This window comes from Kribbella sp. ALI-6-A, assembly GCF_001984195.1.
Classification (GTDB): domain Bacteria; phylum Actinomycetota; class Actinomycetes; order Propionibacteriales; family Kribbellaceae; genus Kribbella.
Genome location: NZ_MTQN01000012.1, coordinates 1,865,576 through 1,892,186 on the forward strand (window position 1 = coordinate 1,865,576; position 26,611 = coordinate 1,892,186).

Here is a 26,611-nt window from a genome sequence, read left to right on the forward strand (position 1 = left end):
CACCGTACGCCGGGCGCCGCGGTCAGACTGGCTTGGTGCCGGGGATGCCCGGCCAGGTCGTGTGCAGGACGTCGACGAAGGCGGCCGCGAGCGGGTCGGCGGTGCCTCGGGTGTATGCCGTGAGCGTGCGGCAGATCGGCGGGTCGGTGCGGAGGACGAGTCCGTCGAAGCCGGGCGGAAGGACGTTGGCGGGGACCAGCGCCGGGCCGAGTCCGGCGGCGGCGAGCGCGGGGGCGGCGGCGGTCTGCTCGGTGCGGACAGCGATCCGGGGCTGGAAGCCGGCTTGGGCACAGGCCTGGTCCAGCAGGTCCGCGAGGCCGTGGCCTGGGGTGTAGTGGACCCAGGCGCGGTCGGTCAGCTCGTCGAGCGAAATGGTGGGCGCCCGGTCCAATGGGGTGGCGCCTGCGCGGCGCCGTGTGGGCGCGAGCGCGTCGTCGGAGGCGAGGACCACGACGAACTCCTCGATCCCCAGCCTGTGGACAGAGCCGGGCCACGTCGCGGGTGACGGGCCGATGGCGAGGTCGGCCTCGCCGGTGGCCATCGCGTCGGCCAGTTCGTCGGCGTGCCGGTGCTCGAACAGGCGGATGCCGACGTCGGCGTACTGGCGGCGCCACGCTTTCAGCGCGGCCGGAAGGATGCCGAGGCTGACCGAGTAGAGCGTGGCGATCTGCAGTTCGCCGGTCTCCAGCCCGGCTGCCTGGCGGGCGGCGCACCGCGCGCGTTCGGCGTCGGCGAGCGCGGCGCGGGCGTGCGGGAGCATCGCGCGGCCGCTCGGGGTGAGCCGGAGATTCTTCGGCAGCCGTTCCAGCAGGGGACCGCCGGCCGATCGTTCGAGGGCCCGGATCTGATGCGACAGCGCCGGCTGCGTGACGTGCAGCAACTCGGCGGCCCGCGTGAAGGAGCCCTGGTCGACCACTGTCACCAGGTACTCCAGCTGCCGCAGTGTCGCCATGAGCCAAGTTTATGCACAGGCTGAGAACGATGCATTGGACTTATCCACAGACTCGCCCACAGGCTGGGGACATGACGAAGAACAAGGCCCTGGTGGTCGGCGCGCGCGGCGTGATCGGCAGCAACCTGGTCGAGCACCTGAACGGACTGCCCGCGTGGGAGGTGATCGGCCTGTCGCGGCGCGGCGGACCCGGCCAGCTCGCTGTCGACCTGCTCGACGCCGACGACACGAGGACGAAGCTCGCCGGGCTGACCGACGTGACGCACGTCTTCTACGCGGCGTACCAGGACCGGCCGACGTGGGCCGAGTTGGTCCCGCCGAATCTCGCGATGCTGGTCAACGTGGTGGACGCCGTCGAGCCGGTCGCGCGCGGGCTGCGGCACGTCAGCCTGATGCAGGGCTACAAGGTGTACGGCGCGCACCTCGGGCCGTTCAAGACGCCGGCGCGGGAGGACGATCCGCCGCACCTGCCGCCGGAGTTCAACGTCGACCAGCAGCAGTTCCTCGAGGATCGGCAGCAGGGCAAGGCCTGGACCTGGTCGGCGCTGCGGCCGTCGGTGGTCGGCGGCACGGCGCTCGGCAACCCGATGAACCTGGCCGTCGCGATCGCCACCTACGCGTCGATCTCGAAGCAGCTCGGCGTACCGCTGCGCTTCCCCGGCAAGTCCGGCGCGTACGACGCGCTGCTGGAGCTGACCGACTCAGGGTTGTTGGCCAAGGCAACTGTCTGGGCGGCGACCAGCCCGGCCGCGGCGAACCAGGCGTTCAACATCACGAACGGCGACCTGTTCCGCTGGAACGAGCTGTGGCCGAAGCTCGCCGCCTGGTTCGGGATGGAGGTGGCACCGCCGCTGCAGATGTCGCTGCAGGACGTGATGGCGGACAAGGGGCCGCTGTGGGACCGGATGCAGACCGAGCACGGCCTCGCCGGTACGCCGTACGCCGACGTGTCGTCGTGGGGCTTCGCGGACTTCGTGTTCGGCTGGGACTACGACTTCTTCGCCGACGGCTCGAAGGCGCGGCGGGCCGGGTTCCACGAGCACGTGGAGACCGAGCAGATGTTCTACCGGTTGTTCGGGCAGTTGCGACAGCGGCGGATCATCCCGTAGGTGTGGCATGCTCCGGCTGTGGCTGGTCAGGGAGCGGGGCGCGTGCTCGGACTGAACCTGCGCGCGCGGCGCGACGAACAAGGCATCTCGTTGTCGGAACTGGCTCGGCGGTCCGGCATCGCGAAGGGCACGTTGTCGCAGCTGGAGTCGGGCGCGGGCAATCCGACGATCGAGACGGTGTTCAGTCTGTCGAACACCCTCGGCGTTCCGGTCTCGGCGCTGCTGAGCGAGCCGCCGGCATCGGACCTCGTCCTCGTCCGGTCCGCCGACACCGACGTGCTCAGCGGTGCGGCGGTCGAGCTGCGGATGCTGCGGCGGCTGGAGAGCCCCGGCAGTCTGTTCGAGGTCTACGACCAGCGGATCCGTCCCGGCCAGGTGCAGCACTCGACCGGTCATCCCGGCACCGAGCATCACGTGATTCTGACCGGGCGCGTGCGGATCACCGCGCGAGATCGCAGCCAGGAACTCGGCCCCGGCGACTATCTGGCTTTCCGGGCCGACGGGCCGCACGAGTACGAGGCGCTGGACGGCGAGGTCCGCTCGGTGCTGCTGCTGGAGTACCCGCCGGACACGATTCCGGCCGGGCTGGAGACCCTGCACCTCGACTGACCGCGGCCGCGGGGCGTTGACCTCGGCCGGGGCACGCCGTACGCTCGAAGCGTTCATTAAAGTGAACGCCGAGTCGATGGGGTCTGCATGCCGGACGTGGTGGTGGTCGGGGCGGGAGTGATCGGTGCCGCCTGCGCCGAGGCGCTGTCGGCGGCCGGTGTCGACGTCGTGGTGATCGATCGGGGGACACCGGCCGGTGGCACCACCGCGGCCGGCGAGGGCAACGTGCTGGTCTCCGACAAGGAGCCAGGCCCCGAGCTCACGCTGGCGATCGCGTCGCGGCAGGAATTCGGCCGGGTGCTCGCGCGGCTGCCCGGGTCCGTCGCCGACGTCGAGTGGGAGGCCAAGGGCGGCCTGGTCGTCGCGACGACCGATCCGGGGCCCCTGGAGAAGTTCGCCGCGCTGCAGCGCGACGCCGGCGTCGACGCCCGGGTGATCAGCCCGGCCGAGGCGTTCGAGCTGGAGCCGTTGCTGACCCGGGCGGTGACCACGGCGGTCCACTACCCCGACGACGCCCAGGTCCAGCCGGTGCTGCTGGCAACGGCTTTGCTGGCCGCCGTACGAGAGCGTGGTGGCCAGGTGCGCGCCGGAGTGACAGCTCTGGCAGTACGGCGGTCTGCCGCCGGGCGCGTGACCGGAGTCGAGACCGACGCCGGGGTGATCGAGTGCGACGCCGTCGTCAACGCGTGCGGCCCGTGGGCCGGCGCGTTCGGCAAGGCGGCCGGTGGACCGATCGAGGTGCTGCCGCGCCGCGGGATGATCCTGGTCACCGCTCCGCTGCCGGAGTGCGTGCGGCACAAGGTGTACGACGCGGACTACGTCGGCGCCGTCGGCAGCGGAGACGCCGACCTGCAGACCTCGACCGTCGTGGAGTCGACGCGGGCCGGGACCGTGCTGATCGGTTCGAGCCGGGAGCGGATCGGCTTCGACGACACGGTCAAGGTGCACGTGCTGCGTGAGCTGGCGCGCAAGGCGGTCGGGCTCTTCCCGTTCCTGGCCGACGTCCCGGTGATGCGCACGTACGGGGGGTTCCGGCCGTACGCGCCGGACCACCTGCCGGTGATCGGCGCCGATCCGCGCGTGCCGGGGCTGTGGCATGCGACCGGGCACGAAGGCGCCGGGATCGGGCTCTCGGCGGCGACCGGGCGGTTGCTGACCGAGCTGTTCATCGGCGTACCGCCGCATCTGGATCCGGAGCCGTTCCGGGTCGACCGGCCGGCCGTGGTGGGAGTGTCGTGAGTCCACATCTGCGGTCGCCCGAAGGAGATCCGGCCGAGCCGCGCTTCGGGCCGGCGGTGCAGGTCACGGTCGACGGCAAGGCGGTCGAGGCGCTGCCCGGGCAGACGGTGGCCGCCGCGTTGATGGCGACCGGGCGGGAGTCCTGGCGGACGACGCGCGGCGCGGGCGACCCGCGCGGAGTGTTCTGCGGGATCGGGGCGTGCTTCGACTGCCTTGTGGTGGTGAACGGGACGCCGGATGTGCGGGCTTGTCAGCGGACGGTTGCGGCGGGGGATCGGATCAGCACGCAGGCCGGAGCAGTGCTTCCCACGGACGATCGGGTCGGTGCGCAGGATGCTTCGGCGGTGCATGCGGCGAGCGAGCCGCGGACGGCTGGGCTGGCGGCGTTCGATGTGGTGGTTGTGGGGGCCGGACCGGCCGGGCTGAACGCTGCGCTGGCGGCGGCCGAGGGCGGAGTTTCGGTCGCGCTGGTCGATGCCGGGCGGGCTGTGGGTGGCCAGTTCCATCGGCAGTTGCCGGAGGAGTTCGCGGCGGCGCGGCCCAGGCGGTTGCAGCACGGGTGGACGGGGTTCGTGCAGCTGCGGGACCGGGTGGCTCGGCATCATCAGGTGACGCACTGGGCGGAGACGTCGGTGTGGGCGATCGAGCGGACCGACGACGGACATCGGCTGTGGGTGCAACGTGGACCGGCAGACACTCCGGGACGCCGCGTCGAGGCAGTCGAGGCGCGGGCGGTGGTGCTCGCGCCGGGAGCTTTCGACCGGGTGCTGCCGTTCAAGGGCTGGGAGTTGCCGGGCGTCTACAGCGCCGGCGCCGCACAGGCACTGGCGAAGGGACAGCGGATCACGGTCGGGCAGCGGGTGGTGCTCGCCGGGACCGGACCGTTCCTGCTGCCGGTCGCCGAATCGTTGCTGGGCGTCGGGTCCGAGGTGGTCGGGTTGTACGAGGCCAACTCGTTGCGGACGGTGGGGCAGGGATGGCTGAGCGACCCATTGGTTGCTCGCGGCAAGCTTCGCGAGGCGGCCACGTACGCCGCGCTGCTGGCGCGCCGGGGGATCCGGCTGCACCACGGGCGGGCCGTGGTCGCGGCGCACGGCGATCGGCACGTCGAGGCCGTCACCGTGGCGAAGCTGGATTCCGGCTGGCGGCCGATCCGTGGCACCGAACAGGTGATTGAGGCCGATGCGGTGTGCGTCGGGTACGGGTTCACGGCGCAGCTCGAGCTGGCCGTCGCCGCCCGATGCGACCTGACGGCCGGGCCCGATGGCGGAGCCGCTGTGGTCACTGACGACCAGCAAGAGACGAGCACGCCCGGGGTGTTCGCGGCAGGGGAGATCGCCGGCATCGGCGGGGCTGACCTGGCGGCGGCCGAAGGTCGGGTCGCCGGAGCGGCGGCCGCCCGCCAGGTCGCTGCCGCGGGTGCTCCCGCTCCCGCTCCCGCTCCCGCTCCCGCCTCAGGCGCGGTGCCGAGAGCCGGCTCCGCACCCGCTGCGGGGGCGCGGACCTTCGCGGGGGCACGCGCGGTGGCGGAGGTTGCTCAAGGCAAGCGATTCGCGAAGGCCTTGGCGGCTGCCTATCCCGTCCGGGACGGGTGGCTGGAGTGGAGCGACGACGCGACGCTGGTGTGCCGGTGCGAAGAGGTCTCACGGGGGGACCTCGCGCGGACGGCCGGCGTACGGGCGCTGGAGGCGGGCCGGAGCTTGAAGCTGGCCGGCCGGGTGGGACTCGGCCTGTGCCAGGGACGCGTGTGCTCGCGGAACGCGGCGTGCGTGAGCGGGGGCCGGCGCGGTGTCGTGCCGGACGACCACAGACGACCGATCGCCGTGCCGGTCCGGCTCGGCGATCTGGCTGATCAGGAGGAACTGTGAGCGAGAAGCTTGATGGCGTCATCGTCGCCACCGCGTTGCCGTACGCGGAGGAGCCGGGCGCGCCGGCGGGACTGCGCCCCGACCTGGACCGGTACGCCGAGCACTGCCGCTGGGTGATCGAGAACGGCTGCCGTGGCGTCGGCCCGAACGGGTCGCTGGGTGAGTACTCGTCGCTGACCGACGACGAGCGGCGGGTCGTCGCCCGGACCGCGATCGAGGCGGTCGGTGACGACGGCATCGTGGTCGTCGGCGTGCACGGGGTCGGCGCGCACCAGGCCCGCGGCTGGGCCGAGAAGGCGGCCGAGGACGGCGCGCACGGCGTCCTGTGCCTGCCGCCGACGATGTACCGGGCCAACCGTGGCGAGGTGATCCACCACTTCACCGAGGTCGCCAAGGCCGGCCTGCCGGTGATGGTCTACAACAACCCGATCGACACCAAGGTCGACCTGACCCCGGACCTGATCGGCGAGCTGGCGCAGATCGAGAACATCGTCGCGGTCAAGGAGTTCTCCGGTGACGTCCGGCGGATCCTGGAGATCCGCGAGCGCGCGCCCGAGCTGACGGTGGTCGCGGGTGCCGACGACCTGACCCTGGAGGCGCTGCTGATGGGCGCGACCGGGTGGTTCGCCGGTTTCCCGAACGTCTTCCCGAAGGAGTCGGTCCGGCTCTTCGACCTGGCCCTGGAGGGCAAGCTCGACGAGGCACGGGCGCTGTACGAGCCGCTGGTCGCCGCGTTCCGCTGGGACTCCCGGGTCGAGTTCGTCCAGGCGATCAAGTGGGCGATGGACTACGTCGGCCGGTACGGCGGTCCCTGCCGCCCGCCGCGCGGCCCGCTCGTACCGGAGCACGTCGCGCAGCTCGAGCAGGACATGAAGCGCGCGGTCGAGTCGCTGGCGTGATTACGCTGGACGCGACCGAGCCGCTGACCGAAGGAGCGCCGGCATGAGATCAGTTCGCACCCTGAGCGCGATCGACTCGCACACCGAGGGCATGCCGACCCGCGTGATCACCGGCGGGGTCGGCGTGATCCCGGGCGCGACGATGGAGGAACGCCGGCAGTATTTCCTGGCCAACCTCGACGACCTGCGGCTGTTCCTGATGAACGAGCCGCGCGGTCACTCGGCGATGAGCGGCGCGATCCTGCAGCCGCCGACCCGGCCGGACGCGGACTGGGGCGTGCTCTACATCGAGGTGTCCGGCTGCCTGCCGATGTGCGGGCACGGCACGATCGGGGTCGCGACCGTGCTGGTCGAGTCGGGCATGGTCCCGGTCAGCGAGCCGGTGACCCAGGTGCGGCTGGACACCCCGGCCGGCCTGGTCGTGGTCGACGTGGCGGTGCGGGACGGGCGGGCCGAACACGTGACGCTGCGCAACGTCCCGGCGTACGCGCACGCGCTGGACGCTTCGGTGGAGGTGAAGGGGCTCGGCACGGTCACGTACGACATGGCCTACGGCGGCAACTTCTACGCGATCCTGCCGCTGGAGCAGTTGGGCATCCCGTTCGACCGGGCGGACAAGGATCGGATCCTGCAGGCCGGGCTGGACATCATGGCGGCGATCAACGAGACCGACCGGCCGGTGCACCCGGAGGACCCGGGCATCTCGGGATGCAAGCACGTGCAGTTCACCGCGCCGGGTCGCAACGGGAGTCACTCGCGCAACGCGATGGCGATCCATCCGGGCTGGTTCGACCGGTCGCCGTGCGGGACCGGGACGTGCGCGCGGATGGCGCAGCTGCACGCCCGCGGTGAGCTGGCGCTGGAGACGGACTTCGTGAACGAGTCGTTCATCGGCACGAGCTTCACCGGACGGTTGCTGGAGACAACGATGGTCGGCGACCGGCCGGGGGTGGTGCCGACGGTGCGGGGACGCGCGTGGATCACGGGGATGGGCAACTACCTGCTCGATCCGTCGGATCCGTTCCCGACCGGGTTCGTGCTCTGAGGCCCTCCGCCGGTGGTCGACCTGCACCACCGACCAAGTCTCGTGATCGGGCTCCCTCGCAGGCGCGTTGAGCGTGGACCGGGGCGTCGGCGGGAGGTTGATCGGTGGTGCAGGTCGCTGCGATCCGGCTACCGGCTGCGGAAGCGCAGTGACTGGCCCGGGCGGAGTTGGGCGCAGGCGTCCAGGTCCGGGGCGGCGACGTAGCCGATCACCGGGTAGCCGCCGGTGACCGGGTGGTCGGCGAGGAACAGCACCGGGAGACCGGACGGGGGGATCTGCAGGGCGCCGAGGTCCATGCCCTCGCTGGGGAGTTCGCCGTCGCGGGCTCGCTCCAGCGGCGAACCTTCCAGCCGGACGCCGACGCGGTTGCTGTTGCTGCTGACGGTGTAGGACTGGCCGGTCAGTGACGTCCAGCCCGCGTCGGTGAACCAGTCCCGGCGGGGACCGGGAAGGACCCGCACGGTCACTTCGCCGCCCGGTGGGTCCGCGACCGGCGCCAGGTCGACGCCGGGCATCGGTCCGTGGTCCTTGCCGAGGGCAATGACATCTCCGACGGTGACGGGCGCCGGGCCGAGGCCGGAGAGCAGGTCGGTCGATCGGGACCCGAGCACCGGGTCGACGTCGACACCGCCGCGGAAGGCGACGTACGTGCGCAGGCCGGTGCGGGGGGTGCCCAGCTGCAGCACTTCTCCCTTGCGCAGGAGGGCCGGGGCGTTGAGGGGGACGCCGGAGCACGGTGCTCCGGTGATCGCGTAGACGAGGTCGGAGTCGGCGACCACCGACAGGCCGCCGAAGGTGACCTCCAGGGCGGCGGCGCCGGGATGGTTGCCGACCAGCCGGTTCGCCAGCTGGTACGACGTCCGGTCGCAGGCGCCGGACCGGCCGATGCCGAGCGCGGCCTGGCCGGGGCGGCCGAGGTCCTGGACGGTGGTGAGCGGTCCGGTCTGCAGGACCTCGAAGCGGGCGGTCATCGCGACCGCCGATCGGACGCGCCGCCGGGATCAGACGCGTCACCGCGATCGGACTCTTGGCCGGGGGCAGACGCGTCGACGAAGCGGACTCGGCGCCCGGGGCTCAGCAACGCCGCGGGATCCCGGTTCAGGTCGAAGACCGCGACGTCGGTGTGGCCGAGCAACTGCCAGCCGCCCGGCGACTCGCGCGGGTAGATCCCGCTGAACTCCCCGGCCAGCGCGACCGAGCCGGCCGGCACCTTCGTCCGGGGTGACGAGCGGCGCGGGATGTCCCAGTCCGACTCGCCGGTGAGGTAGCCGAAGCCGGGAGCGAAGCCGCAGAAGGCGACCGTCCACTGCTCGGCGGTATGGCGACGGACGACTTCCTCGACCGAGCAGCCGAGCAGTTCGGCAACGTCGCCGAGGTCTTCGCCGTCGTACACGACGGGGATCTCGACCAGGTCACCACCGGCCCGGCGGTCCTCGCGCGGGACCGTGTTCAGCAACGCGCGCTCGAGCGCCGCGAGGCTGGTGACGGAGAGGTCGACGACGACCATCACCGTCCGGCCCGCCGGCACGATGTCGACGACACCGGCCGGCGGGTCGGCGCGCAGCGCCGCGTAGTACCCGAGGACCTCGTCGAGGTTCCCGAGCTCCACGAGCAGTGCCGAGCTGCCGCTCGGAAGGATCCGCATCAGGCCTCGCCCACGGGTGAGCAGCCGCACAGCCGCATCAGGCCGCGAACGGGGTGAGTTCGACCCCGGCGTCGGTCAGGCTCTTGCGGACGCGCTGCGCGATCTGCACGGCGCCCGGGGTGTCGCCGTGCACGCAGATCGAGCCGGGCTGCAGCTTCAGCTCGCCACCCTCGACGTCCTTGATCGGGGCGCCGGTCGCCATCGCCACGCAGCGCCGGGCGATCTCCCGTTCGTCGTGCAGCACCGAGCCGGGCAGCCGGCGGGACACCAGCGTGCCCTCCGGCGTGTAGGCCCGGTCGGCGAAGGCCTCGTGCACGACCTTCAGCCCGGCCTCCTCGGCGAGCTTGAGCCAGACCGCGCCCGGCAGCCCGAGCACCGGCAGCGCGCGGTCGTAGTCGGCGACGGCCGCCACGACCGCCGCGGCTTGCTCCTCGTGGTGCCCGATCGTGTTGTAGAGCGCGCCGTGCGGCTTGACGTAGCTGACCTCCGACCCGGCGACCCGGGCGAAGGCGTCCAGCGCGGCGATCTGGTAGAGCACCTCGTCGCGCAGCACGGCCGGCTCGACGTCGATGAACCGGCGGCCGAAGCCGGCCTTGTCGGCGTACCCGACGTGCGCGCCGATCGCGACGTCGCGATCGGCGGCCCGCCGGCAGACCGCACGCATGATGGAGGGGTCGCCGGCGTGGAAACCGCAGGCGACGTTGGCGCTGGTGACGACGTCGAGCAGGGCGTTGTCGTCACCCATCGCCCAGCGGCCGTAGCCCTCGCCGAGGTCGGCGTTCAGATCGACGGTGTTCATGGTTCCTCCTCCAGGCGTCCGGCCGGATCAGTTGAACAGGTCGATGACGGGTCGCACCGAGCGCACCGCCAGGTAGATGGTGAGCAGCCAGGCGGCGGCACCGATGCCGAGCAGCCAGGCCGGGTACTTGTACCCGTTCAGCAGGTCCTTGCGCCGCCATGCCACCCAGAGAATCACACCGATCCCGACCGGCAGCAGCAGACCGTTGAACGCCCCGGCGAACACCAGCAGCGTGGCCGGCGGCGTACCGATCGACACGTAGATGATCGTGGTGACGGCGATGAAGCCGACCACCAGCGCGGTGCGCAGCCGCTCGCTGGTCTTCGTCCGCGAGGTGATGAACGAGACCGTCGTGTACGACGCGCCGATCACGCTGGTGATCGCCGCGGCCCACAGCACGATGCCGAAGACCCGCAGCCCGACCTCGCCGGCGGCGTGCTGGAACGCCGACGCGGCCTGGCTCTTCGGGTCCAGCGCCGCCCCGCCGGCGACGACTCCGAGGATCGCCAGGAACAGCACGATCCGCATGATCCCGGTGATCAGGATGCCGGTCACCGAGCCGCGGGTGATGTCGCGGACGTGCTCCGGGCCGCTCACCCCGGAGTCGAGCAGGCGGTGCGCACCGGCGTACACGATGTAGCCGCCGATCGTGCCGCCGATCAAGGTGGTGATGGCCAGGAAGTCCACCTGCTCGGGCAGCACCACGTTCTTCAGCGCCTGCCCGACCGGTGGGCCGGAGGTGATCGCGATGTAGGTGGTCAGCACGATCATCAGCGCGCCGAGCACGAACACGATCCGGTCCATCGCCAGCCCGGCGCGCTTGGACAAGAAGATGCCGATGGCAACGAGTGCGGAGAGCACGCCGCCCAGCTTCGGGTCCAGCCCGAACATCGCGTCGGTGCCCAGGCCGGAGCCGGAGACGTTGCCGATGTTGAAGACCAGACCGCCGGCGAACAGCAGCGCGGCCATCGCCCAGCCGAGACCGGGAGCGACCAGGTTGCCCAGCTCCTGGGCGCGCCGGCCGGACACGCCGATCACCCGCCAGACGTTCAGCTGCAGGGCGATGTCGACCAGGATCGACGCGGCGATGGCGAAGGCGAACGCGGCCCCGAGCTGGACCGTGAACGTCGTGGTCTGGGTGATGAAGCCCGGTCCGATGGCCGAGGTGGCCATCAGGAACATCGCGCCGATCAACGTGGACCGGGTGCTGGCCTTCATCGAGCCGGTGGCCTCGGAGGTGGGACGGCCGGTACGGCGTACCGGGCGCTGCGAGCCGGGCTTGGTCGGGGGTTTGGACGGCGGCGGGTTGGCCATGGTGCTCTCCTGAACTCAGCAGGCGGGGTGTGAAGGGGACCGCGGCGTCAGCGCCGGACGGCCTTGCCGGCGGCCTCGACGAGGGCGACGGTCTGATCCACGACAGCCTTGCGGTCGGCCTCGAACGCGGGGCTGGTCAGTGCGCTCGCATCGGTGGGGTACTCCAGGGCCGAGATGTGCAGGTGCCCACCCGGCAGTGCCCGGTGCCCGGTGCCCAGCCGCAGCCGGTTGGTCCGGTACATCGACTCGTTCGACAGGTAGTTGCCGCCCGGAGCGCTGGCCGCCCGCGAACCCGGCGACGGGTCCGGCGCGGTGCGCAGCGCGGTCGGGTCGGGGAAGGTGCCGGCCGGCCACTCGGTGATGCCCGGGTTGAGCTTGACCGGCCACGGGCCGGTGCCGGCGTCGATCATCGCCTGGTACGGCAGGGTGGTGTGGATGAACTGCGGCGACGGTTGCGGCTGCGGCCAGAGCGCGGCGGCCGAGATCGGGCCCCAGTTGATCGACCGGTTGTTGTCCGGCGAACCGCCGCGGAAGCCGCCCGCCCACTTCTCGATGTTCATCTGGCCGCGGCCGGTCTGGCTGATCGTCATCAGCGCGTCGATCGCGCCCTGGTGGCGCGGGTCCTTGCGGTTCACCAGCCACGGGCCGAAGGCGTCCTCGACGATGCCCTGGTCGAAGTCGGTCCAGTTCACCGGGAAGATCACCGCCTGCACGGTGACCGCGCCGTGCTTGGTCTTCACCGTGCGGCCGTCGAGCTGCAGCGCGGAAGCACCGGACGGGTTGGAGTTCCGCAGGCTGGCGTCGAGGCTGTAGGTGTCGAACCCGCTGACCAGCAGCTTGGTGCTGTTCTTCGGGAACGCCACCTGGTCGATGCCGCGGGAGGCGTAGTTGAACTGCCGCAGGATCGCCTGGCGCTGCAGGCTGGTGAGCGGGAACGGCGCCTGCCACTCGCGAACCGCCCGGCTCATCGACGTGCGGGCCCAGTAGAGCGGGCGGTCGTCGTACCGGTCGATGGTGCCGGAGGTGAGCCGGCCCTGCGCGCGGTCGACGGCGGTCTTCCACAGCGCCGCGCCGGCGGCCTTGATCGCCGCGCCGGCCTGGCCGACGCTCGTGTAGCCGCAGAGCTTGGCGGCGAAGTCGTCGACGAGGCCTTCGAAGCCGGCGGCCTCGACGAAGTCACGGGCGGCCGGGGTGGTCCGGCCGGGCAGGCTGAGGGTGGTGCGCTGCTCCTCGACGGTCAGCACCGTGCCGGGTGCGACGCAGGCCGAGGAGGCCTTCGGTGGTGGGGTTTGCGCGGTCGTGGTGCTTCCTCCGGTGGCGGCCAGAGCGGCCACGGTCGCGACGTTCAGGGCGACCAGGGCGGCGGGGAAGAGCTTCGTGCGGATCATCGCAGGCTCCAAGGGATTCGGTGGACGCATTCTGTGGGCGGTCGATCGCGTCTCGTGATTCCCGAGGGTAGATATTGTTCAACAATCCTGCAAGACTCTCGTTCAACGCGGTTTCGCTTCCTGTCCCGGAGTGGGTGATGATGCGAGGGTGTCCAGCTCGAGCGAGATCCGACCGCCGGCCGACCCCGGGACCGACACGTCCTGGCTGCGGGCCGTCGCGGTCGACGCGGCCCTCTTCGACCGGAGCAGCTCGGCCGAGCGGGTCGCCGACGTCCTTCGCCGCCGGATCACCGAAGGCGATCTGCGGCCCGGGACGCAGCTGTCCGAGGAGCTGCTCAAGGAAGCTCTCCAGGTCAGCCGGAACACGCTGCGCGAGGCCTTCCGGCTGCTCACCCACGAAGGGCTGCTGGTGCACCGGATGCATCGCGGCGTCTTCGTTCCCGATCTCACCGAGGCCGACCTGGTCGACCTCTACCGGCTCCGCCGGGTGCTGGAGTGCGATGTCGTCCGGTCGCTGGTGGACCTCCCCGCGGACCGGCTCGAAGCCCTCCGCGAGGACGTCGCCGCGAGCGAAGCCGCCGCGCAGGCCGGTGACTGGGTGGCCGTCGGTACGGCGAACATGCGCTTCCACCGGCATCTGGTCGGCCTGGCCGGCAGCAGCCGGATGGACGAGATCACCGGCCGCCTGCTCGCCGAACTGCGCCTGCTCTTCCACGTCATCGCGACCCCGCAGGCGCTGCACGAGCCGTACATCGCGCGCAACCGTTCCCTGCTCGAGCTGCTCGAAGCCGGCCAGTACCAGCAGGCCGCGGACGAGCTGCACCACTACATGCTCGACTCCGAAGCGGCGCTGCTCGCCGCGTTCCGCGCCCGCCCTTGAGCTGACCGGGCCTGCGGGAGGTCACCGATGAGCCCGTTGCGCGTCGACCTCCGAGTTCCGGTCGGACGGCCCATTCCGGAGCTGGCCGAGTTCGCCGTCCAGGCCGAGGCGGCCGGGCTCGACGGGATCGGCGTACCGGACCATCACCACACCGGGCGCGACGCGTACGTCGTACTGGCGGCGATGGCGTCCCGGACCCGGCACCTGTCGCTCTACCCGGCGACCTCGAACGTGGTCACCCGGCATCCGCTGGTCTCGGCCGCACTGGCGAACTCGCTCGACGAGCTGGCGCCCGGCCGCGCGATGATCACCGTCGCGCCCGGCTTCCTCTCGGTGGAGAAGGCCGGTGAGCCGAAAGCCCGCCGCGACCGGCTGCGCGAGATCGTGCTGGCCCTGCGAGGGCTGCTCGGCGACGGCAAGGCGACGCTCGACGGCCACGATCTCGAGCTGTTCCACCGGCCGGAGACCGGTTCGCGGGTGATCGTGCTGGCCGGCGAGGTCGCCGACGGCGTGATGATGCTGGTCGGGCTGGACCCGGCCGGAGTCGAGGCCGCCCGTCGGCACGTCCGGATCGGCGCGGAGCGGGCGGGTCGTGACCCGGCCTCGATCGAGGAGATCCTGATCGTGCCGTTCGGTCTGGGGGACCAGGTGACCGTCCGGGCCTGGCCACGCGGGTGGTTCCGGGAGGGGCAGCCGTGGCTGCGCTACCCGAGCGCGTCCAACCTGACCTGGCTGCGGCACGCCGGACTCGACGTACCCGATGGTCCGCATGACGATCTCGACGACGAGCTGACCGACCGGATTCTCGATGCCTACGGGCTGTTCGGGACCGCCGAGCAGTGCGCCGACCGGCTGATCCGGGCGCACGACGAACTCGGCACGCGCCGGGTGTTCCTGTTCCCGGCGCACAGCTGGGCCACGACGTACGACCTGCCGCGGGCCGAGGTGGAGGCGTTCGGCACCACCATCGGGCCCGCACTGCGTGCCGCCGGACTGTCCGCCGCCCGGACCTGACTGTGAGGAGCCATCGATGACCACGGACGCCACCACTCCGGCCGGAGCCCGCGCCCTGTACCGCGACGGGCTGATCGCACCGACCACCGGCCACGCGCCCGGCTTCACCCAGGCGAACCTGGTGATCCTGCCGCGCGACTGGGCCTACGACATGCTGCTGTTCGGCCAGCGCAACCCGCAGCCGGTGCCGCTGCTCGACGTCACCGACGCGGGATCGTTCCGTACGACGCTCGCCCCCGACGCGGACCTGCGCACCGACCTTCCGCAGTACCGGGTCTGGCGCGACGGCGAGCTGGTCGACGAGCCGAGCGAGATCACCGGGCTGTGGCGCGACGACCTGGTCAGCTTCCTGATCGGGTGCAGCTTCAGCTTCGAGACCGCCCTGCTCGATGCCGGCGTCCCGGTGCGCAACATCGAGCAGGGCCGGAACGTGTCGATGTATCGGACGTCGGTCGACTGCCGTCCGGCCGGTCGGCTGTCCGGCCCGCTGGTGGTGTCGATGCGACCGATCCCGGCCGGGCTGGTGGCCACCGCGGTCCAGGTCACCGGACGGATGCCGCAGGTCCATGGAGCACCCGTGCACGTCGGCGAACCGGCCGCGCTGGGCGTGCGCGACCTCGCCGTACCGGACTTCGGGGAAGCGGTGGACAGCGAACCGGGCGACGTACCGGTTTTTTGGGCTTGCGGAGTGACGCCCCAAGCTGCGTTGATGGCTTCACGGCCCCCGTTCGCGATCACCCATGCCCCCGGGCACATGTTCGTGACCGACGTGCCGGACGACGTGTACCGACAGCCTTAGGGGAGCAGGGCATGACTGAAGACCGGACCGAAGAGCAGCGCAAGTCCTACCGGCCGATCGACGCGAAGGGGTTCCGCGACGAGATCGGGCGCAACTGGGGACCGGTCGACCGGTCGGTGGTGCTGCCCGAGGGGCTGGCCGAGGCGGCCGCCGAGCACCGGCGCCGGCTCAGTACGGCGCTGCCGGGACGGCGGATCGCGCTCGGGGCCGGGCGCGCGCCGGTCCGGTCGAACGACACCGACTACCGGTTCCGGGCCGACAGCGACTTCGTCTGGCTGACCGGCTGCCAGGCCGAGGGCGCGGTGCTGGTGATCTCGGCGGACGGCGACGCGACGCTGTACCTGCGCGAGACGGCCGGGCCGGACGAGCCGGACTACTTCGCGAACGCCCGGGACGGCGAGCTGTGGATCGGGCCGGTGCCGGGGCTGAAGGACTGGTCGGAGGCGTTGCAGATCGCCTGCCGCCCGATCGAGGAACTGCCCACGGCGCTGCGCGGCGCCGTACCGTACATGCTGTCGGTGCCCGGCGTGGAGCCGATGCTGGACGCGCTGGTGCGGACCTCGCGGGCCGACGGCGACATCCTGCGCCAGTCGATCTCCGAGCTGCGCCGGATCAAGGACGACTGGGAGCTCGACCAGCTGCGCGAGGCGGTCGAGGCGAGCGTGCAGGGCTTCGCCGACGTCGCCCGGGAGCTGCCCGAGGCGATCCGCGGCGGTGGCGAGCGCTGGCTCGAGGGCACCTTCGACCGGCGCGCCCGGACCGCGGGCAACGGCGTCGGCTACGCGTCGATCGTTGCTGCTGGCAACCACGCGCCGGTGCTGCACTGGGTCCGCAACGACGGCGCGGTGCGCGAGGGCGACGTGATCCTGCTGGACGCCGGGGTCGAGACCCGGACGCTCTACACCGCCGACGTGACCCGGACGTTCCCGGCGACCGGTGAGTTCACCGCCGCGCAACGTCAGGTGTACGACCTGGTGCACAAGGCGCAGGTGGCCGCGCTCGCGGCGGTCACGCCGGGTGCGCCGTACCGGGCCTTCCAGTACGAGGCGATGCGGGTGCTGGTCGAGGGGCTGCGCGACTGGGGCATCGTCGACGTCTCGCTGGACGAGGCGCTCGGGCCGGACGGCCAGCAGCACCGCCGGTACGTCGTGTGCGGGCTCGGCCACTTCATCGGCCTGGACGTGCACGACTGCGACGCGGCCCGCCCGGAGACCTACTTCGCCGCCGACCTCGAGGTGGGCATGGCGCTGGCGGTCGAGCCCGGCCTCTACTTCCACCCCCACGACGAGACCGTGCCGCCGGAACTGCGCGGCATCGGCATCCGGATCGAGGACAACGTCGTGGTGCACGCCGACCGCCTGGAGATCCTCACCGAGCCGCTGCCGATCACCGCCGACGGCCTGGAGCAGTGGGTCAAGGCCCAGCAGCCCTGAGTCGTCGGACGGTCACGGAAAATAATCTGGTCACAGGTAGTAACACTCGGCCGGTCGGCACCGATGTAAGGAGCGGGGGAGGGTCGCTTTCGGCTCGGCGCGTGGCAGTGGGGGGCCGCGGCCACGCGCCGGCCGGACGGCCCCGCCTTGGGCCCGGGGGGACCCAGGGGGTGGGAAGTACAGGGGAATGGCGATGAATCTTCGGGTGCGAGTGGTGCGGTGCGGCTGCACCGGGGGGCGGCACTGGTTCGCCGACATCGACGACGCGGACGACCCGCAGCCCGACGATCCGTTCTGGTACGTCGACGGTTGCCTCAGCCAGTCCCAGGCTCTGGAGACGGCGTGCGAGCAGTTGCTGGCGCTGTCCGGGCGGGCCCATCAGGGCGACGAGCTGGCCCGCGTGCTGGATTGACGAACCAAAGCCCCCAACCGTGCGCGGGTGGGGGCTTCGGCTATGTAGCGGGTCAGCCGCGGGTCAGCGTGACGCCGTAGTAGTTCGCGGCGTCCACGACCGGCTGGTAGAACGAGTACGAGCCGGTGGCGTTGCCGCCCTGGTTGAAGCCGCAGTCGTGCCCGTCGTTCGGGCCGCCGGACGTCATGCCCTGGGCGGTCGTGCCGGAGATGTAGGCGCCGCCGGAATCGCCGCCCTCGGTGCAGACCGTCGAGCGGGCCAGGCCGCTGGTGCTGGTGATGCTGCCGCCCGCACCGCCGTAGTTGACGGTCAGGTTGTACTGCTGGATCGTGCCGCAGGTCCAGCCGGTGGTGTTGCCGGCCTTGCAGATCGTCGAGCCGACCGGCGCCTTCGACGAGCCGGTGACCCGGGTGGTCTGGCCGTTGCGGTTGTCGATGTAGCCGCGACCGACGTCCTCGGCGTCGATGTCCATCAAGCCCATGTCGACGCTCGGCGAACCGGTACGGAACCGGCTGGCGACGCCCTTGCCGAGGTGGACCCCGGAGCGGTTCAGCACGTCGGGATTGCCCTCGACGCAGTGCCCGGCGCTGAGCATCACGTTGTTGCCGTTGCTCGTGGTACCCGAGTAGCCGAGCGAGCAGTTCGAGCCCGGCACCAGGTCCATGATCTGGCCGCCGATCACGTCGGCGGTCATCGTCAGCGTGGTGGTGTTGGTCGACACGTCGACGCCCGGGATCGCCTTCAGTTGCTTGACCAGGGCAACGGTCTTCGCGGACTGCCGGCCCGGCTGCAGCACAACCTGCACGCGGTCGGTCGGCAGGTCGGCGCCGATCGTCTGGACCTGGGTCGAGCCGGACTTGTCGGCCAGCGCCTCGACCTTGGTCTGCAGTGCGGCCAGCGCCTTCTCGCCGCGCGCCACGGTGCGCGGCGTCAGGCCGTTGGCCTTGGCAACCTCAGCGGCCTGGGCGGTGTGCACGTTCACGACGAGCCGGCGGGCGGAGTCGAAGAACGCGCCGTCCAGACCGGGCTCGGCGGTGGCGACGCGGGACGCCTTGGCCAGCTGGGCCTGCACTGCTTCCAGCGTGTCGGCCTTGCTGTGCTCGGCGTCCAGCCGCAGCTTGGCCTCCGACGCGGAGACTCCCCAGCTCTTGCCGAGGACGTCGTACACGCCGTCGATCGGGGCGGGAGCCGGCGCGCTGCTCGCGGACTGGATCGGCACCAGGGCGGCGGCGCCGAGCCCGAGCGCCAGCGCTGCTCCGGCCAGGGTCTTGCGGAACTGTCGGGGACGGGGCGGGGAAACAAAGGACATGGTCACATCCGGTTCCTCTGGTGGCCTTGCCTCACAGGGCCACGGTGAGGGAATCGTTGAGGCTACGGACGATGACCACAAGGGAACGGTCGGTAGTGGTTGCCCTGGACACCGGTGGTCAAGGGAAAGCCTTCGGGCGCACCGGGGATCACCCCCTGTCGAACAATGGTCGACCGAGGGTGATCCTTCGTTAATCGGTTTAGCCCTCGGGTGGCACAGCGGGGCAGTGCGACCTGCGGCGCGGCACGCTCAGCCCGACCAAGTAGTCGTCGACCGTCGCTTCCATGCACGGGCTGGTGGTGTAGCTGCCATGGCCCCAACCCCGGTACGTGACCAGTACGCCGTCCCGTCCGAACTGCCGGGCGACACTGCGCGCCGAGCGATAGCCGGTGGCGGGGTCGTGCAGGCTGTTGATCAGCAGCGCCGGCGTTCGCAACAGGTACGGCTTCGGGTCGCGCTGCGGATTGACCGCGCTCGGGAGCCCGAGGCAGGACGTCACCGCCATCAACTGCCCGGGGTATCGCATGTCCGGGTAGCCCTCGGCCAGCCGGCGCAGGTGGCCGGCGAACTCACGGTAGTCACGGACCGGCAGGCTCATGTCGCGGCAGAACACCACGATCGGGTTCTTGGCCAAGCCCGACGGCACCGGCGGCTGCGCGGTCGGCGGGGCGCTCTTCACCAGCCGGTCGAGCGTGTCGGCGAGCCGGGTCCACTGCGGGTCGTACAGCATCCGGAACACCGCGAAGCTCAGCTGGAACTGGTTCACCGGGTACGCCGGCCGCTGCGGATCCGGCAGTTCCCCGCGGCTCGCCCGAGCGAGCAGCCCGTCCCAGACGGCGTGGACGTCGCGGCCGTGCAGCGCGCAACTGGTCGTCCGGGCACACCACTTCACGAACTCGTCGAACGAGTCCTGCGCCGCCCACGCCTGGACGTCGAGGAACTCGCCGGTTGTCGCCGAGCCGTGGTCGAACACGCTCTCCAGGACCAGCGCGCGGACCCGCTGCGGGAAGCGCGCGGCGTACTGCTGACCGAGCAGCGTGCCGTACGAGCTGCCGTGGAAGGAGATCCGGGACTCGCCCAGGGCCGCGCGGATCGCGTCGACGTCCCGGATCGTCTGCAGCATGTCGAGGTGGTCGTAGACCGGGCCGGTGTGCTCGCGGCAGTCCGCGGCGAGCTCGCGGTTGTACTTCACGGTCGCGTCGAACTCGGCCTGGCTGCTCAGGATCGGCGACGGCTGACGGGCGAGCAGCGCGGCCGAGCAGGTGACCGGCGCGCTGCGGGCCACCCCGCGCGGATCGAGGCTGACGATGTCGAACCGGTTCTCGAGGTTCTGGCTGAACCGGCGCATGCCGGACCGGATCCGGTCGACGCCGGAGTCGCCGGGACCGCCGGGTCCGAAGACCAGGACGCCGACCCGTTCGTTCGGCTGCAGCGCCGTGCGGCGCGCGACCGCGAGCTCGAAGGTGCCACCGGCCGGGTTGTTCCAGTCGATCGGCACGGTGATCGTGGCGCACTCGGAGCCGGGCAGGAGCGCGATCTCCTCGGGGGTGTCGCCGGGCTCGGGTTGGCATGGCTGCCAGGCGATCGATCCCGTGGAGGCCGAGCCGGCGGGGCCAACCCAGCCGGCGGGCCCGAGTGCGGCGGAGCCGGCCGGGGCGGACGCCGCCGCAGCGGCTGAGGCTGTCGCCGGTGCCGCAACCATCGCAGTGGCGGCGGCCAGGACCGCGGCCCAGGTGGTCGTTCGTCTGTACACGGGATCTCCTGTCGTCGGGGACACCGTCGATCCTCGGCGGCGTGCGCCCTGATCGGCATCCGGTGCCGACCCCGAGCCGACCCGGGCCGGAAACCGCTGTTGAGCGGCTTGTTAGGGTCGCTGTCTGATGACCGAAACCGTTGCAGCCGTGGACACGCCGGCTGGTTCCAAGCACGCGACCTGGTTCCGCGTCGTGGCGATCGCCGAGGCGGTCTCCTGGACGGGCCTGCTGATCGGGATGCTGTTCAAGTACGTGCTGTCGGACAACGAGATCGGCGTCAAGATCTTCGGCCCGATCCACGGCGGCATCTTCGTGCTCTATGTGCTGACCGTCGCCGTGGTCCGCAAGCCGCTGCGCTGGACCTGGCCGACCACGCTGCTCGCGCTGGCCGCCAGCATCCCGCCGCTGTTCACCTGGTTCTTCGAGCTCTGGGCCGGGCGCACCAACCGCCTGGGCTGATCACCTGCCGCAGTGGCGGCAGGGCTTGCGGGTCCGCAGGTGGTAGCCGTAGGTCGCGGCGAGCAGACCCGCGCCCCAGACCAGGTACGCCGGCACGGCGACCCAGAAGAACGCCTCGGGCAGCTCGCCCCCTTCGAAGGCGGGCTCCCGCCGGAGGGCCGACACGGTCATCTGGAGCAGCCCGACACCGAAGTACGCCGTGATGCCCGCGCCCAGCCCGCCGCCGGGCAGCAGCAGCATCCAGCGGGGGAAGACGCGGCCGAGGCGGGTCACCAGGAGGATCGGAAGCACAACGCCGGTGAGCAGGAAGCCCGCCTCGAACAGGATCATCGCCAGGCCCGCGCCGTACGGCGTGCTGTCCAGGCCGACGGCTGCTTGCGCGCCCAGCCGCACGAGGCATCCGGCGACGGCGGCGACGGCTCCGGCGATCGCCCACCGCGGAGTGGAGGTCACCGGGCGACGCCTGCCGCTGCAACTGAGGCACGTGGGGTCCAGCCCGCGCTGACGAGCCAGCGCTGTGGCTGCGAGAAGCCCGGCGCCGGTGAGCCCCGCGAAGCGAGTCAGCATGCCGGTCGGGTCGAAGGGGATGCCGAGACCGGGCAGCAGGCCACCGACGACGTCCAGCAGAGCAAGGGCGCAGACGGCGACCCACCCGGCGGCAGCTGCCCAGGTGAGCGCGATGGTCGCCCGCGAGACCGGCAGGGCGACCAGTGCCGCGCTGACAACACAGGCGCCGACCGAAACCCAGTAGGGGATCAGCAGGTCGTTGCCGGGCAGCTCCCAGTCCGGTGCGTGCCCGGTCGCGAACCACACCCGCACCACGCCGTACGCCGCGGCCCAGGCGATCGCCGCCGTGGGAGCCCAGCGCATCCACGCGCCCGTCGGGACAGCTGCCGGCCGGACAGTCGTTGTCATGTCTTCAGCTTCTGGCGGTGGCGCCCGCGACGGATCCCCCGGGCGGGGGAAGTCGCTCCCTCTCCGGATTGACGTGCCCCGGGCGTCCGCCGTACCGTCGCGGCGTCAGTACCACCCGCCGTATGAACCCGTGCGGGAGAGACCCGAGCCAGAAGGTGTGACGGACTCGGGCGCCGTAGGAGCAACTCTCCCCAAGAATCTCTCAGGCCCCTTCACCGCACGGGCGAGGCACCTCTGGAAGACACTGCGTCTGACAGAGCGGGGAGGTTAACCAATCGGTCAACGACGACCGGAAGGAATCCTCCACATGGCGATCAGCGTCTTCGATCTGTTCAGCATCGGGATCGGCCCCTCGAGCTCACACACCGTGGGACCGATGCGCGCGGCCCGTACCTTCGCCACCGGCCTGGCCGCCGACGGCCTGCTCACCCGGACGGCGGCCGTCGAGTCGCAGCTGTTCGGCTCGCTCGGTGCGACCGGGCACGGGCACGGCAGCAACAAGGCGGTCCTGCTCGGTCTGGAGGGTGAGGACCCCGAGACCGTCGACACCCGCTCGGTCGAGCGCCGGGTCGAGGCGATCCGCGCGGCCCAGCGGATCCGGCTGGCCGGCGAGCACGAGATCGCGTTCGACCAGAACTCCCAGCTCGTGATGCACCGCCGCAAGGCCCTGCCGTACCACCCCAACGGGATGACCTTCGTGGCCCGCGACGCGGCCGGCGCCGTGCTGCGCGAACGCACCTACTACTCGGTCGGCGGCGGTTTCGTCGTCGACGAGGACGCGGCCGCCGGTGACCGGATCGTCGAGGACCGGACGCCGCTGAAGTACCCGTTCCTGTCCGGTGCCGAGCTGCTCGACCGCTGCCGCGAGTCCGGCCTGCCGATCAGCGAGGTGATGCTCGCCAACGAGCTGGCCTGGCGCGAGGAGTCCGAGATCCGCGAGGGCCTGCTGCGCATCTGGCAGGTGATGCAGGACTGCGTGCAGGAGGGCTGCGAGACCGAGGGAGTGCTGCCGGGCGGTCTGAAGGTCCCGCGCCGGGCGCACGCGCTGCACCAGAAGCTCACCCGCGATCCCTGGTCGGTCGACCCGCTCAAGGTGATGGACTGGGTGAACCTGTTCGCGCTCGCGGTGAACGAGCAGAACGCCGCCGGCGGCCGGATCGTCACCGCGCCGACGAACGGTGCCGCGGGCATCATTCCCGCCGTACTGCACTACTACCGCCGGTTCGTGCCCGGGGCGACCGAGGACGGTGTGGTCCGGTTCCTGCTCGCGGCCGCCGCGATCGGCGTGCTGTACAAGGAGAACGCGTCGATCTCCGGTGCCGAGGTCGGCTGTCAGGGCGAGGTCGGCTCGGCCTGCTCGATGGCCGCGGCGGGCCTGTGCGAGGTGCTCGGTGGTACGCCGGAGCAGGTCGAGAACGCGGCCGAGATCGCGATGGAACACAATCTCGGCCTGACCTGCGACCCGGTCGGCGGCCTGGTTCAGATCCCGTGCATCGAGCGCAACGCGATGGCCGCGGTGAAGGCGATCAACGCGGCCCGGATGGCGATGCACGGCGACGGGGTGCACGTGGTCACGCTGGACAAGGTGATCAAGACCATGCGCGAGACCGGTGCGGACATGAAGGTCAAGTACAAGGAGACCTCACGAGGCGGCCTGGCCGTCAACGTGATCGAGTGCTGACGGATCCTCCACGTGGGCGTTGTGCCCGAGGCCCGGCAGCGTGATCACCGTGTCGTGCAGAGCGGCCAGCTCGGCGTCGGTGTTCATCGGGTCCAGCTCGCCCCGCGCCAGTACGACGTCCGCCCGGGCCTCGCGGAGCAGCCGGCCCATGGCGGGCGCACCGACGCCGAAGGCGCGCGGGTCGAGGGCCAGTCGCCAGCGGCCGGCCTGCTCGCGCAGCCCGTGGTCGACGGCGTCGCTCGCGGGGTCGACGAGTCCTTGCAGGCCGGACACCTTGAGGTAGCGCTGGGCGGCGTCGTCCCGGTTGTCGAACCAGGTCACCGGCTTGGCGGCGAGGGCGGCGGTGCGGGCCAGGTCCTCGTCGGACCAGGTCACCTTCACGCCGAGCGCGATCACGTGGTCGACGCGGACGCCGTACCGGCCGCTGGCCAGTTCGAGCGCGATCACGCCGCCGAGGGAGTGGCCGATCACGCTGACGCGGCCGGGCAGGTTCTCGGCGACGGCGGCGGTGATCGACTCGAAGCTGTAGCTGTCGAGCGGATCGGCCGTGCCGTGGCCGGGGAGGTCAGGAGTGAGGGCGGCGGACCAGCCGTCCCAGACCCGGCGGGTCGCGCCGAGGCCGTGCAGCAGCAAAAGGGTCATGCGTGGCAGTCTGCCCAGTGGCAGCACCGGCAAAAATGGTGAAGATCTTTTCCAAGATCTGTTTGAAACGTGTGTGTACCGCTACTGTGCCAGAACTGTGAGTCTGTTCTCCGAGGAAGAACAGGCAGCACCGCGACGAGCCCTGCTGAGGAGCACGTGGGTTCGCCGTACCGCCGCCTGCATTGCCCTGCCCATCGGCCTGTACGCCGTCCTGGCCGGCGTCGGTCTGCTACCCGCGCCCTGGTCCGGGGCGACCGACGCCGTCGCGCCGGTCGCCGGTCCGCCGTCGACCGAGGCGTCGGACCTGCCCTACCCGTCCATCCAGGGCGATCCCCGGCCGGAGACGACCCCGACGGCGGGGTACTCGACCGAGCCGCCGGGAGTCGGCCGCCGGGAGGTCCAGCCGGACGGTCGCTCCGGCGACGGGTTCGGCGACGGCTCCGGCCGCCCAACTCCCGTCGCTCCGACGACCGGCCCGGCGCAGGACCGGACCCGTCGCGTGCTGCCGACGATCACCGCCAGGCCGCCGGTGCTCCCGACGGAGACTCCGAGCGCGACCGCGCCGCCCTCTCCACCGTCTTCACGTCCGACGACAACCCCGACCTCGTCGCCGCAGCCGTCCGGTACGCCGTCCCCGACGCCGCCGGTCACCGACCCCGACGACCCGACGCTGGTCGACCGCCTCTTCGGCTGGCTGGACGCGCTGGTCCCGTGAGTACGCCGCGGGCGGTCGCCGTACGAGCTACCAGGCGACTGGACCGTGCACGCTCAGGAACTGGCCGGTCGGGCCGTCCTTGCCGACGGTAGCCGCCTGGACGATGATCGCGGCGCCTTCCTCCACCGTCTGGGTACCGCGGTGGCCGTTGAAGTCGGTGGCGGTGTAGCCCGGGTCGACGGTGTTGATCCGCAGGTCCGGCAGGAGGTAGGCGAACTGTGCGGTCAGCATGTTGAGCGCGGCCTTCGACGCGGCGTAGCCCGGGACCGGGATCCAGGACGGGATGGCCCGCTCCTCGCCGCGCGGCACTGCGGCGATCGAGCCCAGCCCGCTGCTGACGTTCACCACCACCGGATGGTCGCTCTTGGTCAGCAGCGGCAGGAACTCGTGCAGCACCTGGGCGGCACCGAAGACGTTGGTCTCGAAGACCTCCCGGAGCGTCTCGGCAGTCAGCTCCGTCGCGGTCGAGGGATGGCCCGGGACACCGGCGCTGTTGACGTGACCGGGGATGCCGGCGTTGTTCACGAGAACGTCGAGCCGGCCCTGTTCGCGCTGGAGCTGCTCGGCCGCGGCGCGGATCGAGTCCGCGTCGGTGACGTCGAGCTGGACGGCCTTCGCGCCGAGCTCATCGGCGGCCCTGCGGCCCTTCTCGGGATCGCGCGCCCCGACGTACACGATGTGGCCTTGGGCAACTAGTTCGCGGGCGGTCTGGAAGCCGAGGCTCTTGTTGGCCCCGGTGATCAGTGTGACGGTCATGGCTTCGACTCTGGCCGGTCGTGCTCGGCACAGGGAGTACCCGCTACAGCCTGGGGAACGGCAGTACCAGGCTGTTGCCGCGCCGGAAGGTGATACTGGGGTGGTGTCCGAACTCGGCAAGACCCTGCATGCCTGGCGCGACCGGGTGACCCCAGCAGCGGTCGGCCTCCCGGTCGGCGGCGTACGACGGGCCCCCGGACTGCGGCGCGAGGAGCTGGCCCAGCTGGCCGGGCTGTCCGTTGACTACGTCGTCCGGCTCGAACAGGGGCGTTCCTCGGCGCCCTCGATCCAGGTCCTGACCTCGCTCGCCCGCGCGCTCCGGCTCACCGACGGCGAACGCGAGCACCTCTTCGCCCTGGCCGGTCAGGCGTCGCCTTCGCCCGGGCAGATCTCGACCCACATCCCGCCCGGCGTCCAGCGGATGATCGACCAGCTCGACGGTGCACCGGTCAGCGTGCACGACGCGGCCTGGACGATCATCAGCTGGAACGCGATGTGGGCAGCGCTGCTGGGCGACGTGTCGGCGCTGCGCGGCCGGCAACGCAACATCATCTGGCGCCACTGCACCGGGAGCAACGGTGGTCTGCTGCCCAACTCGGGCCGGGTCGAGCAGACGCCCGAGCAGGCCCGGCGCTTCCTGGTCGGCATGGTCACCGACCTGCGCGCCGCCGTCGCCCGCTACCCCCGCGACGCGGACCTGCATGCCCTGGTCGCCGACCTGCGCGCGATCAGCCCCGCCTTCGCCGAGGCCTGGGACCAGCACCTGGTCGGTTTCCACCAGTCCGACCAGAAGATCATCCACCACCCCGAACTCGGCGCGATCGCCGTCGACTGCGACATCCTCACCGTCCCCGGCAGCGACCTGCGCCTCGTCGTCTACACCGCCGCCCCCAACTCCGAAGCCGCCGAAAAACTCAAACTGCTCTCGGTGCTGGGCCTGCAGTCCCTCACCTGAGCCGCCGGGCGGGCCGGCGG

The 26,611-nt window shown here is 71.5% G+C and carries 26 protein-coding genes and 1 riboswitch; of the genes, 15 read left to right on the forward strand and 11 right to left on the reverse strand.

Annotated features, from left to right (window positions below; all coding sequences use genetic code 11):
- Positions 1 to 22: 22 nt before the first annotated feature.
- Entirely contained in the window at positions 23 to 952 is a 930-nt protein-coding gene (locus BWI15_RS35460) for a LysR family transcriptional regulator (RefSeq protein ID WP_077018839.1), read from the reverse strand.
- 71 nt (positions 953 to 1,023) lie between these two features.
- Between BWI15_RS35460 and BWI15_RS35465 the strand changes: the two genes are divergently transcribed.
- The 6 genes from BWI15_RS35465 to BWI15_RS35490 all read left to right on the forward strand — a co-directional run bounded on the left by BWI15_RS35465 (position 1,024) and on the right by BWI15_RS35490 (position 7,721).
- Positions 1,024 to 2,061 (forward strand): SDR family oxidoreductase, encoded by a 1,038-nt coding sequence (locus tag BWI15_RS35465; RefSeq protein ID WP_077018840.1) that lies wholly within the window; start codon positions 1,024 to 1,026, stop codon positions 2,059 to 2,061.
- A 42-nt stretch (positions 2,062 to 2,103) separates the two neighbouring features.
- Positions 2,104 to 2,670 (forward strand): helix-turn-helix domain-containing protein, encoded by a 567-nt coding sequence (locus BWI15_RS35470; protein ID WP_083751184.1) that lies wholly within the window; start codon positions 2,104 to 2,106, stop codon positions 2,668 to 2,670.
- Positions 2,671 to 2,757: 87 nt separating this feature from the next.
- The gene (locus tag BWI15_RS35475; protein WP_077018842.1) at positions 2,758 to 3,909 is read left to right on the forward strand and encodes an NAD(P)/FAD-dependent oxidoreductase; all 1,152 of its coding nucleotides are present in this window, start codon (positions 2,758 to 2,760) and stop codon (positions 3,907 to 3,909) included.
- Positions 3,906 to 5,777: an FAD-dependent oxidoreductase gene (locus tag BWI15_RS35480; protein ID WP_077018843.1), complete on the forward strand. Its 1,872-nt coding sequence runs from the start codon at positions 3,906 to 3,908 to the stop codon at positions 5,775 to 5,777. The genes BWI15_RS35475 and BWI15_RS35480 overlap by 4 nt, the downstream gene beginning before the upstream one ends.
- A complete protein-coding gene (locus BWI15_RS35485; RefSeq protein WP_077018844.1) occupies positions 5,774 to 6,676 on the forward strand; it encodes a dihydrodipicolinate synthase family protein in 903 nt (300 codons plus the stop codon). The genes BWI15_RS35480 and BWI15_RS35485 overlap by 4 nt, the downstream gene beginning before the upstream one ends.
- Positions 6,677 to 6,719: 43 nt before the next feature.
- Positions 6,720 to 7,721 carry a proline racemase family protein gene (locus tag BWI15_RS35490; protein WP_077018845.1) on the forward strand — a complete coding sequence of 334 codons (1,002 nt, stop codon included), beginning with the start codon at positions 6,720 to 6,722 and terminating at the stop codon, positions 7,719 to 7,721.
- 128 nt (positions 7,722 to 7,849) lie between these two features.
- Here BWI15_RS35490 and BWI15_RS35495 read toward each other — a convergent pair whose 3' ends face one another.
- From BWI15_RS35495 to BWI15_RS35515, 5 genes are read right to left on the reverse strand one after another with little or no spacing between them, the layout of a single operon-like run.
- The gene (locus BWI15_RS35495; protein WP_077018846.1) at positions 7,850 to 8,692 is read right to left on the reverse strand and encodes a biotin-dependent carboxyltransferase family protein; all 843 of its coding nucleotides are present in this window, start codon (positions 8,690 to 8,692) and stop codon (positions 7,850 to 7,852) included.
- On the reverse strand, positions 8,689 to 9,366 hold the full coding sequence (locus tag BWI15_RS35500; protein WP_077019517.1) for a 5-oxoprolinase subunit B family protein: 678 nt from the start codon (positions 9,364 to 9,366) through the stop codon (positions 8,689 to 8,691). The genes BWI15_RS35495 and BWI15_RS35500 overlap by 4 nt, the downstream gene beginning before the upstream one ends.
- A 37-nt stretch (positions 9,367 to 9,403) precedes the next feature.
- Entirely contained in the window at positions 9,404 to 10,165 is a 762-nt protein-coding gene (locus tag BWI15_RS35505; RefSeq protein ID WP_077018847.1) for a LamB/YcsF family protein, read from the reverse strand.
- A gap of 27 nt (positions 10,166 to 10,192) precedes the next feature.
- Positions 10,193 to 11,479 (reverse strand): NRAMP family divalent metal transporter, encoded by a 1,287-nt coding sequence (locus BWI15_RS35510; RefSeq protein WP_077018848.1) that lies wholly within the window; start codon positions 11,477 to 11,479, stop codon positions 10,193 to 10,195.
- 47 nt (positions 11,480 to 11,526) lie between these two features.
- On the reverse strand, positions 11,527 to 12,867 hold the full coding sequence (locus BWI15_RS35515; RefSeq protein WP_077018849.1) for a hypothetical protein: 1,341 nt from the start codon (positions 12,865 to 12,867) through the stop codon (positions 11,527 to 11,529).
- A gap of 148 nt (positions 12,868 to 13,015) precedes the next feature.
- Here BWI15_RS35515 and BWI15_RS35520 point away from each other — a divergent pair, with 148 nt between their 5' ends.
- The 5 genes from BWI15_RS35520 (at position 13,016) to BWI15_RS35540 (ending at position 17,405) form a co-directional block, all read left to right on the forward strand.
- Entirely contained in the window at positions 13,016 to 13,747 is a 732-nt protein-coding gene (locus BWI15_RS35520; protein ID WP_143466104.1) for a GntR family transcriptional regulator, read from the forward strand.
- 27 nt (positions 13,748 to 13,774) lie between these two features.
- On the forward strand, positions 13,775 to 14,761 hold the full coding sequence (locus tag BWI15_RS35525) for an LLM class flavin-dependent oxidoreductase (protein ID WP_077018850.1): 987 nt from the start codon (positions 13,775 to 13,777) through the stop codon (positions 14,759 to 14,761).
- A gap of 16 nt (positions 14,762 to 14,777) precedes the next feature.
- The gene (locus tag BWI15_RS35530) at positions 14,778 to 15,560 is read left to right on the forward strand and encodes a putative hydro-lyase (RefSeq protein WP_077018851.1); all 783 of its coding nucleotides are present in this window, start codon (positions 14,778 to 14,780) and stop codon (positions 15,558 to 15,560) included.
- 11 nt (positions 15,561 to 15,571) lie between these two features.
- Complete coding sequence (locus BWI15_RS35535) at positions 15,572 to 16,993, forward strand: aminopeptidase P family protein (protein ID WP_077018852.1); 1,422 nt, start codon at positions 15,572 to 15,574, stop codon at positions 16,991 to 16,993.
- 193 nt (positions 16,994 to 17,186) lie between these two features.
- Entirely contained in the window at positions 17,187 to 17,405 is a 219-nt protein-coding gene (locus BWI15_RS35540; RefSeq protein ID WP_077019519.1) for a hypothetical protein, read from the forward strand.
- 52 nt (positions 17,406 to 17,457) lie between these two features.
- On the opposite strand, the gene BWI15_RS35545 is transcribed toward BWI15_RS35540, so the two are convergent.
- Both BWI15_RS35545 and BWI15_RS35550 read right to left on the reverse strand, forming a co-directional pair.
- A complete protein-coding gene (locus tag BWI15_RS35545; protein ID WP_077019520.1) occupies positions 17,458 to 18,714 on the reverse strand; it encodes a S1 family peptidase in 1,257 nt (418 codons plus the stop codon).
- Positions 18,715 to 18,913: 199 nt separating this feature from the next.
- Positions 18,914 to 20,467, reverse strand: coding sequence for an alpha/beta hydrolase (locus BWI15_RS35550; RefSeq protein WP_237771599.1), 1,554 nt, complete (start codon positions 20,465 to 20,467; stop codon positions 18,914 to 18,916).
- A 127-nt stretch (positions 20,468 to 20,594) separates the two neighbouring features.
- Between BWI15_RS35550 and BWI15_RS35555 the strand changes: the two genes are divergently transcribed.
- Positions 20,595 to 20,927 carry a DUF3817 domain-containing protein gene (locus BWI15_RS35555; RefSeq protein ID WP_077018853.1) on the forward strand — a complete coding sequence of 111 codons (333 nt, stop codon included), beginning with the start codon at positions 20,595 to 20,597 and terminating at the stop codon, positions 20,925 to 20,927.
- Here BWI15_RS35555 and BWI15_RS35560 read toward each other — a convergent pair whose 3' ends face one another.
- Entirely contained in the window at positions 20,928 to 21,842 is a 915-nt protein-coding gene (locus BWI15_RS35560) for a hypothetical protein (protein WP_143466106.1), read from the reverse strand.
- Positions 21,843 to 21,965: 123 nt separating this feature from the next.
- Positions 21,966 to 22,070, forward strand: a riboswitch (glycine riboswitch).
- Positions 22,071 to 22,149: 79 nt separating this feature from the next.
- On the opposite strand from BWI15_RS35560, the gene BWI15_RS35565 reads away from it, so the two are divergent.
- A complete protein-coding gene (locus tag BWI15_RS35565; protein WP_077018855.1) occupies positions 22,150 to 23,523 on the forward strand; it encodes an L-serine ammonia-lyase in 1,374 nt (457 codons plus the stop codon).
- Here the strand turns inward: BWI15_RS35565 and BWI15_RS35570 are convergent.
- Positions 23,485 to 24,165, reverse strand: coding sequence for an alpha/beta fold hydrolase (locus BWI15_RS35570; protein WP_077018856.1), 681 nt, complete (start codon positions 24,163 to 24,165; stop codon positions 23,485 to 23,487). The genes BWI15_RS35565 and BWI15_RS35570 overlap by 39 nt on opposite strands.
- A gap of 97 nt (positions 24,166 to 24,262) precedes the next feature.
- Here BWI15_RS35570 and BWI15_RS35575 point away from each other — a divergent pair, with 97 nt between their 5' ends.
- Positions 24,263 to 24,880, forward strand: a complete 618-nt coding sequence (locus tag BWI15_RS35575; protein ID WP_077018857.1) for a hypothetical protein — start codon at positions 24,263 to 24,265, stop codon at positions 24,878 to 24,880.
- Positions 24,881 to 24,907: 27 nt separating this feature from the next.
- Here the strand turns inward: BWI15_RS35575 and BWI15_RS35580 are convergent, their stop codons facing one another.
- Complete coding sequence (locus BWI15_RS35580; protein ID WP_077018858.1) at positions 24,908 to 25,636, reverse strand: SDR family oxidoreductase; 729 nt, start codon at positions 25,634 to 25,636, stop codon at positions 24,908 to 24,910.
- 103 nt (positions 25,637 to 25,739) lie between these two features.
- Here BWI15_RS35580 and BWI15_RS35585 point away from each other — a divergent pair, with 103 nt between their 5' ends.
- Complete coding sequence (locus BWI15_RS35585) at positions 25,740 to 26,591, forward strand: helix-turn-helix transcriptional regulator (RefSeq protein ID WP_077019522.1); 852 nt, start codon at positions 25,740 to 25,742, stop codon at positions 26,589 to 26,591.
- The last annotated feature ends 20 nt before the right edge of the window (positions 26,592 to 26,611 follow it).

Coding starts and splice junctions, on each gene's coding strand:
- BWI15_RS35500 (WP_077019517.1), bottom strand. CDS start 9,366: ATGCGGATCCTTCCGAGCGGCAGCTCGGCACTGCTCGTGGAGCTCGGG.
- BWI15_RS35460 (WP_077018839.1), bottom strand. CDS start 952: ATGGCGACACTGCGGCAGCTGGAGTACCTGGTGACAGTGGTCGACCAG.
- BWI15_RS35495 (WP_077018846.1), bottom strand. CDS start 8,692: ATGACCGCCCGCTTCGAGGTCCTGCAGACCGGACCGCTCACCACCGTC.
- BWI15_RS35465 (WP_077018840.1), top strand. CDS start 1,024: ATGACGAAGAACAAGGCCCTGGTGGTCGGCGCGCGCGGCGTGATCGGC.
- BWI15_RS35555 (WP_077018853.1), top strand. CDS start 20,595: ATGACCGAAACCGTTGCAGCCGTGGACACGCCGGCTGGTTCCAAGCAC.
- BWI15_RS35475 (WP_077018842.1), top strand. CDS start 2,758: ATGCCGGACGTGGTGGTGGTCGGGGCGGGAGTGATCGGTGCCGCCTGC.
- BWI15_RS35580 (WP_077018858.1), bottom strand. CDS start 25,636: ATGACCGTCACACTGATCACCGGGGCCAACAAGAGCCTCGGCTTCCAG.
- BWI15_RS35530 (WP_077018851.1), top strand. CDS start 14,778: ATGACCACGGACGCCACCACTCCGGCCGGAGCCCGCGCCCTGTACCGC.
- BWI15_RS35535 (WP_077018852.1), top strand. CDS start 15,572: ATGACTGAAGACCGGACCGAAGAGCAGCGCAAGTCCTACCGGCCGATC.
- BWI15_RS35490 (WP_077018845.1), top strand. CDS start 6,720: ATGAGATCAGTTCGCACCCTGAGCGCGATCGACTCGCACACCGAGGGC.
- BWI15_RS35545 (WP_077019520.1), bottom strand. CDS start 18,714: ATGTCCTTTGTTTCCCCGCCCCGTCCCCGACAGTTCCGCAAGACCCTG.
- BWI15_RS35570 (WP_077018856.1), bottom strand. CDS start 24,165: ATGACCCTTTTGCTGCTGCACGGCCTCGGCGCGACCCGCCGGGTCTGG.
- BWI15_RS35540 (WP_077019519.1), top strand. CDS start 17,187: ATGAATCTTCGGGTGCGAGTGGTGCGGTGCGGCTGCACCGGGGGGCGG.
- BWI15_RS35565 (WP_077018855.1), top strand. CDS start 22,150: ATGGCGATCAGCGTCTTCGATCTGTTCAGCATCGGGATCGGCCCCTCG.
- BWI15_RS35510 (WP_077018848.1), bottom strand. CDS start 11,479: ATGGCCAACCCGCCGCCGTCCAAACCCCCGACCAAGCCCGGCTCGCAG.
- BWI15_RS35515 (WP_077018849.1), bottom strand. CDS start 12,867: ATGATCCGCACGAAGCTCTTCCCCGCCGCCCTGGTCGCCCTGAACGTC.
- BWI15_RS35525 (WP_077018850.1), top strand. CDS start 13,775: ATGAGCCCGTTGCGCGTCGACCTCCGAGTTCCGGTCGGACGGCCCATT.
- BWI15_RS35560 (WP_143466106.1), bottom strand. CDS start 21,842: ATGACAACGACTGTCCGGCCGGCAGCTGTCCCGACGGGCGCGTGGATG.
- BWI15_RS35505 (WP_077018847.1), bottom strand. CDS start 10,165: ATGAACACCGTCGATCTGAACGCCGACCTCGGCGAGGGCTACGGCCGC.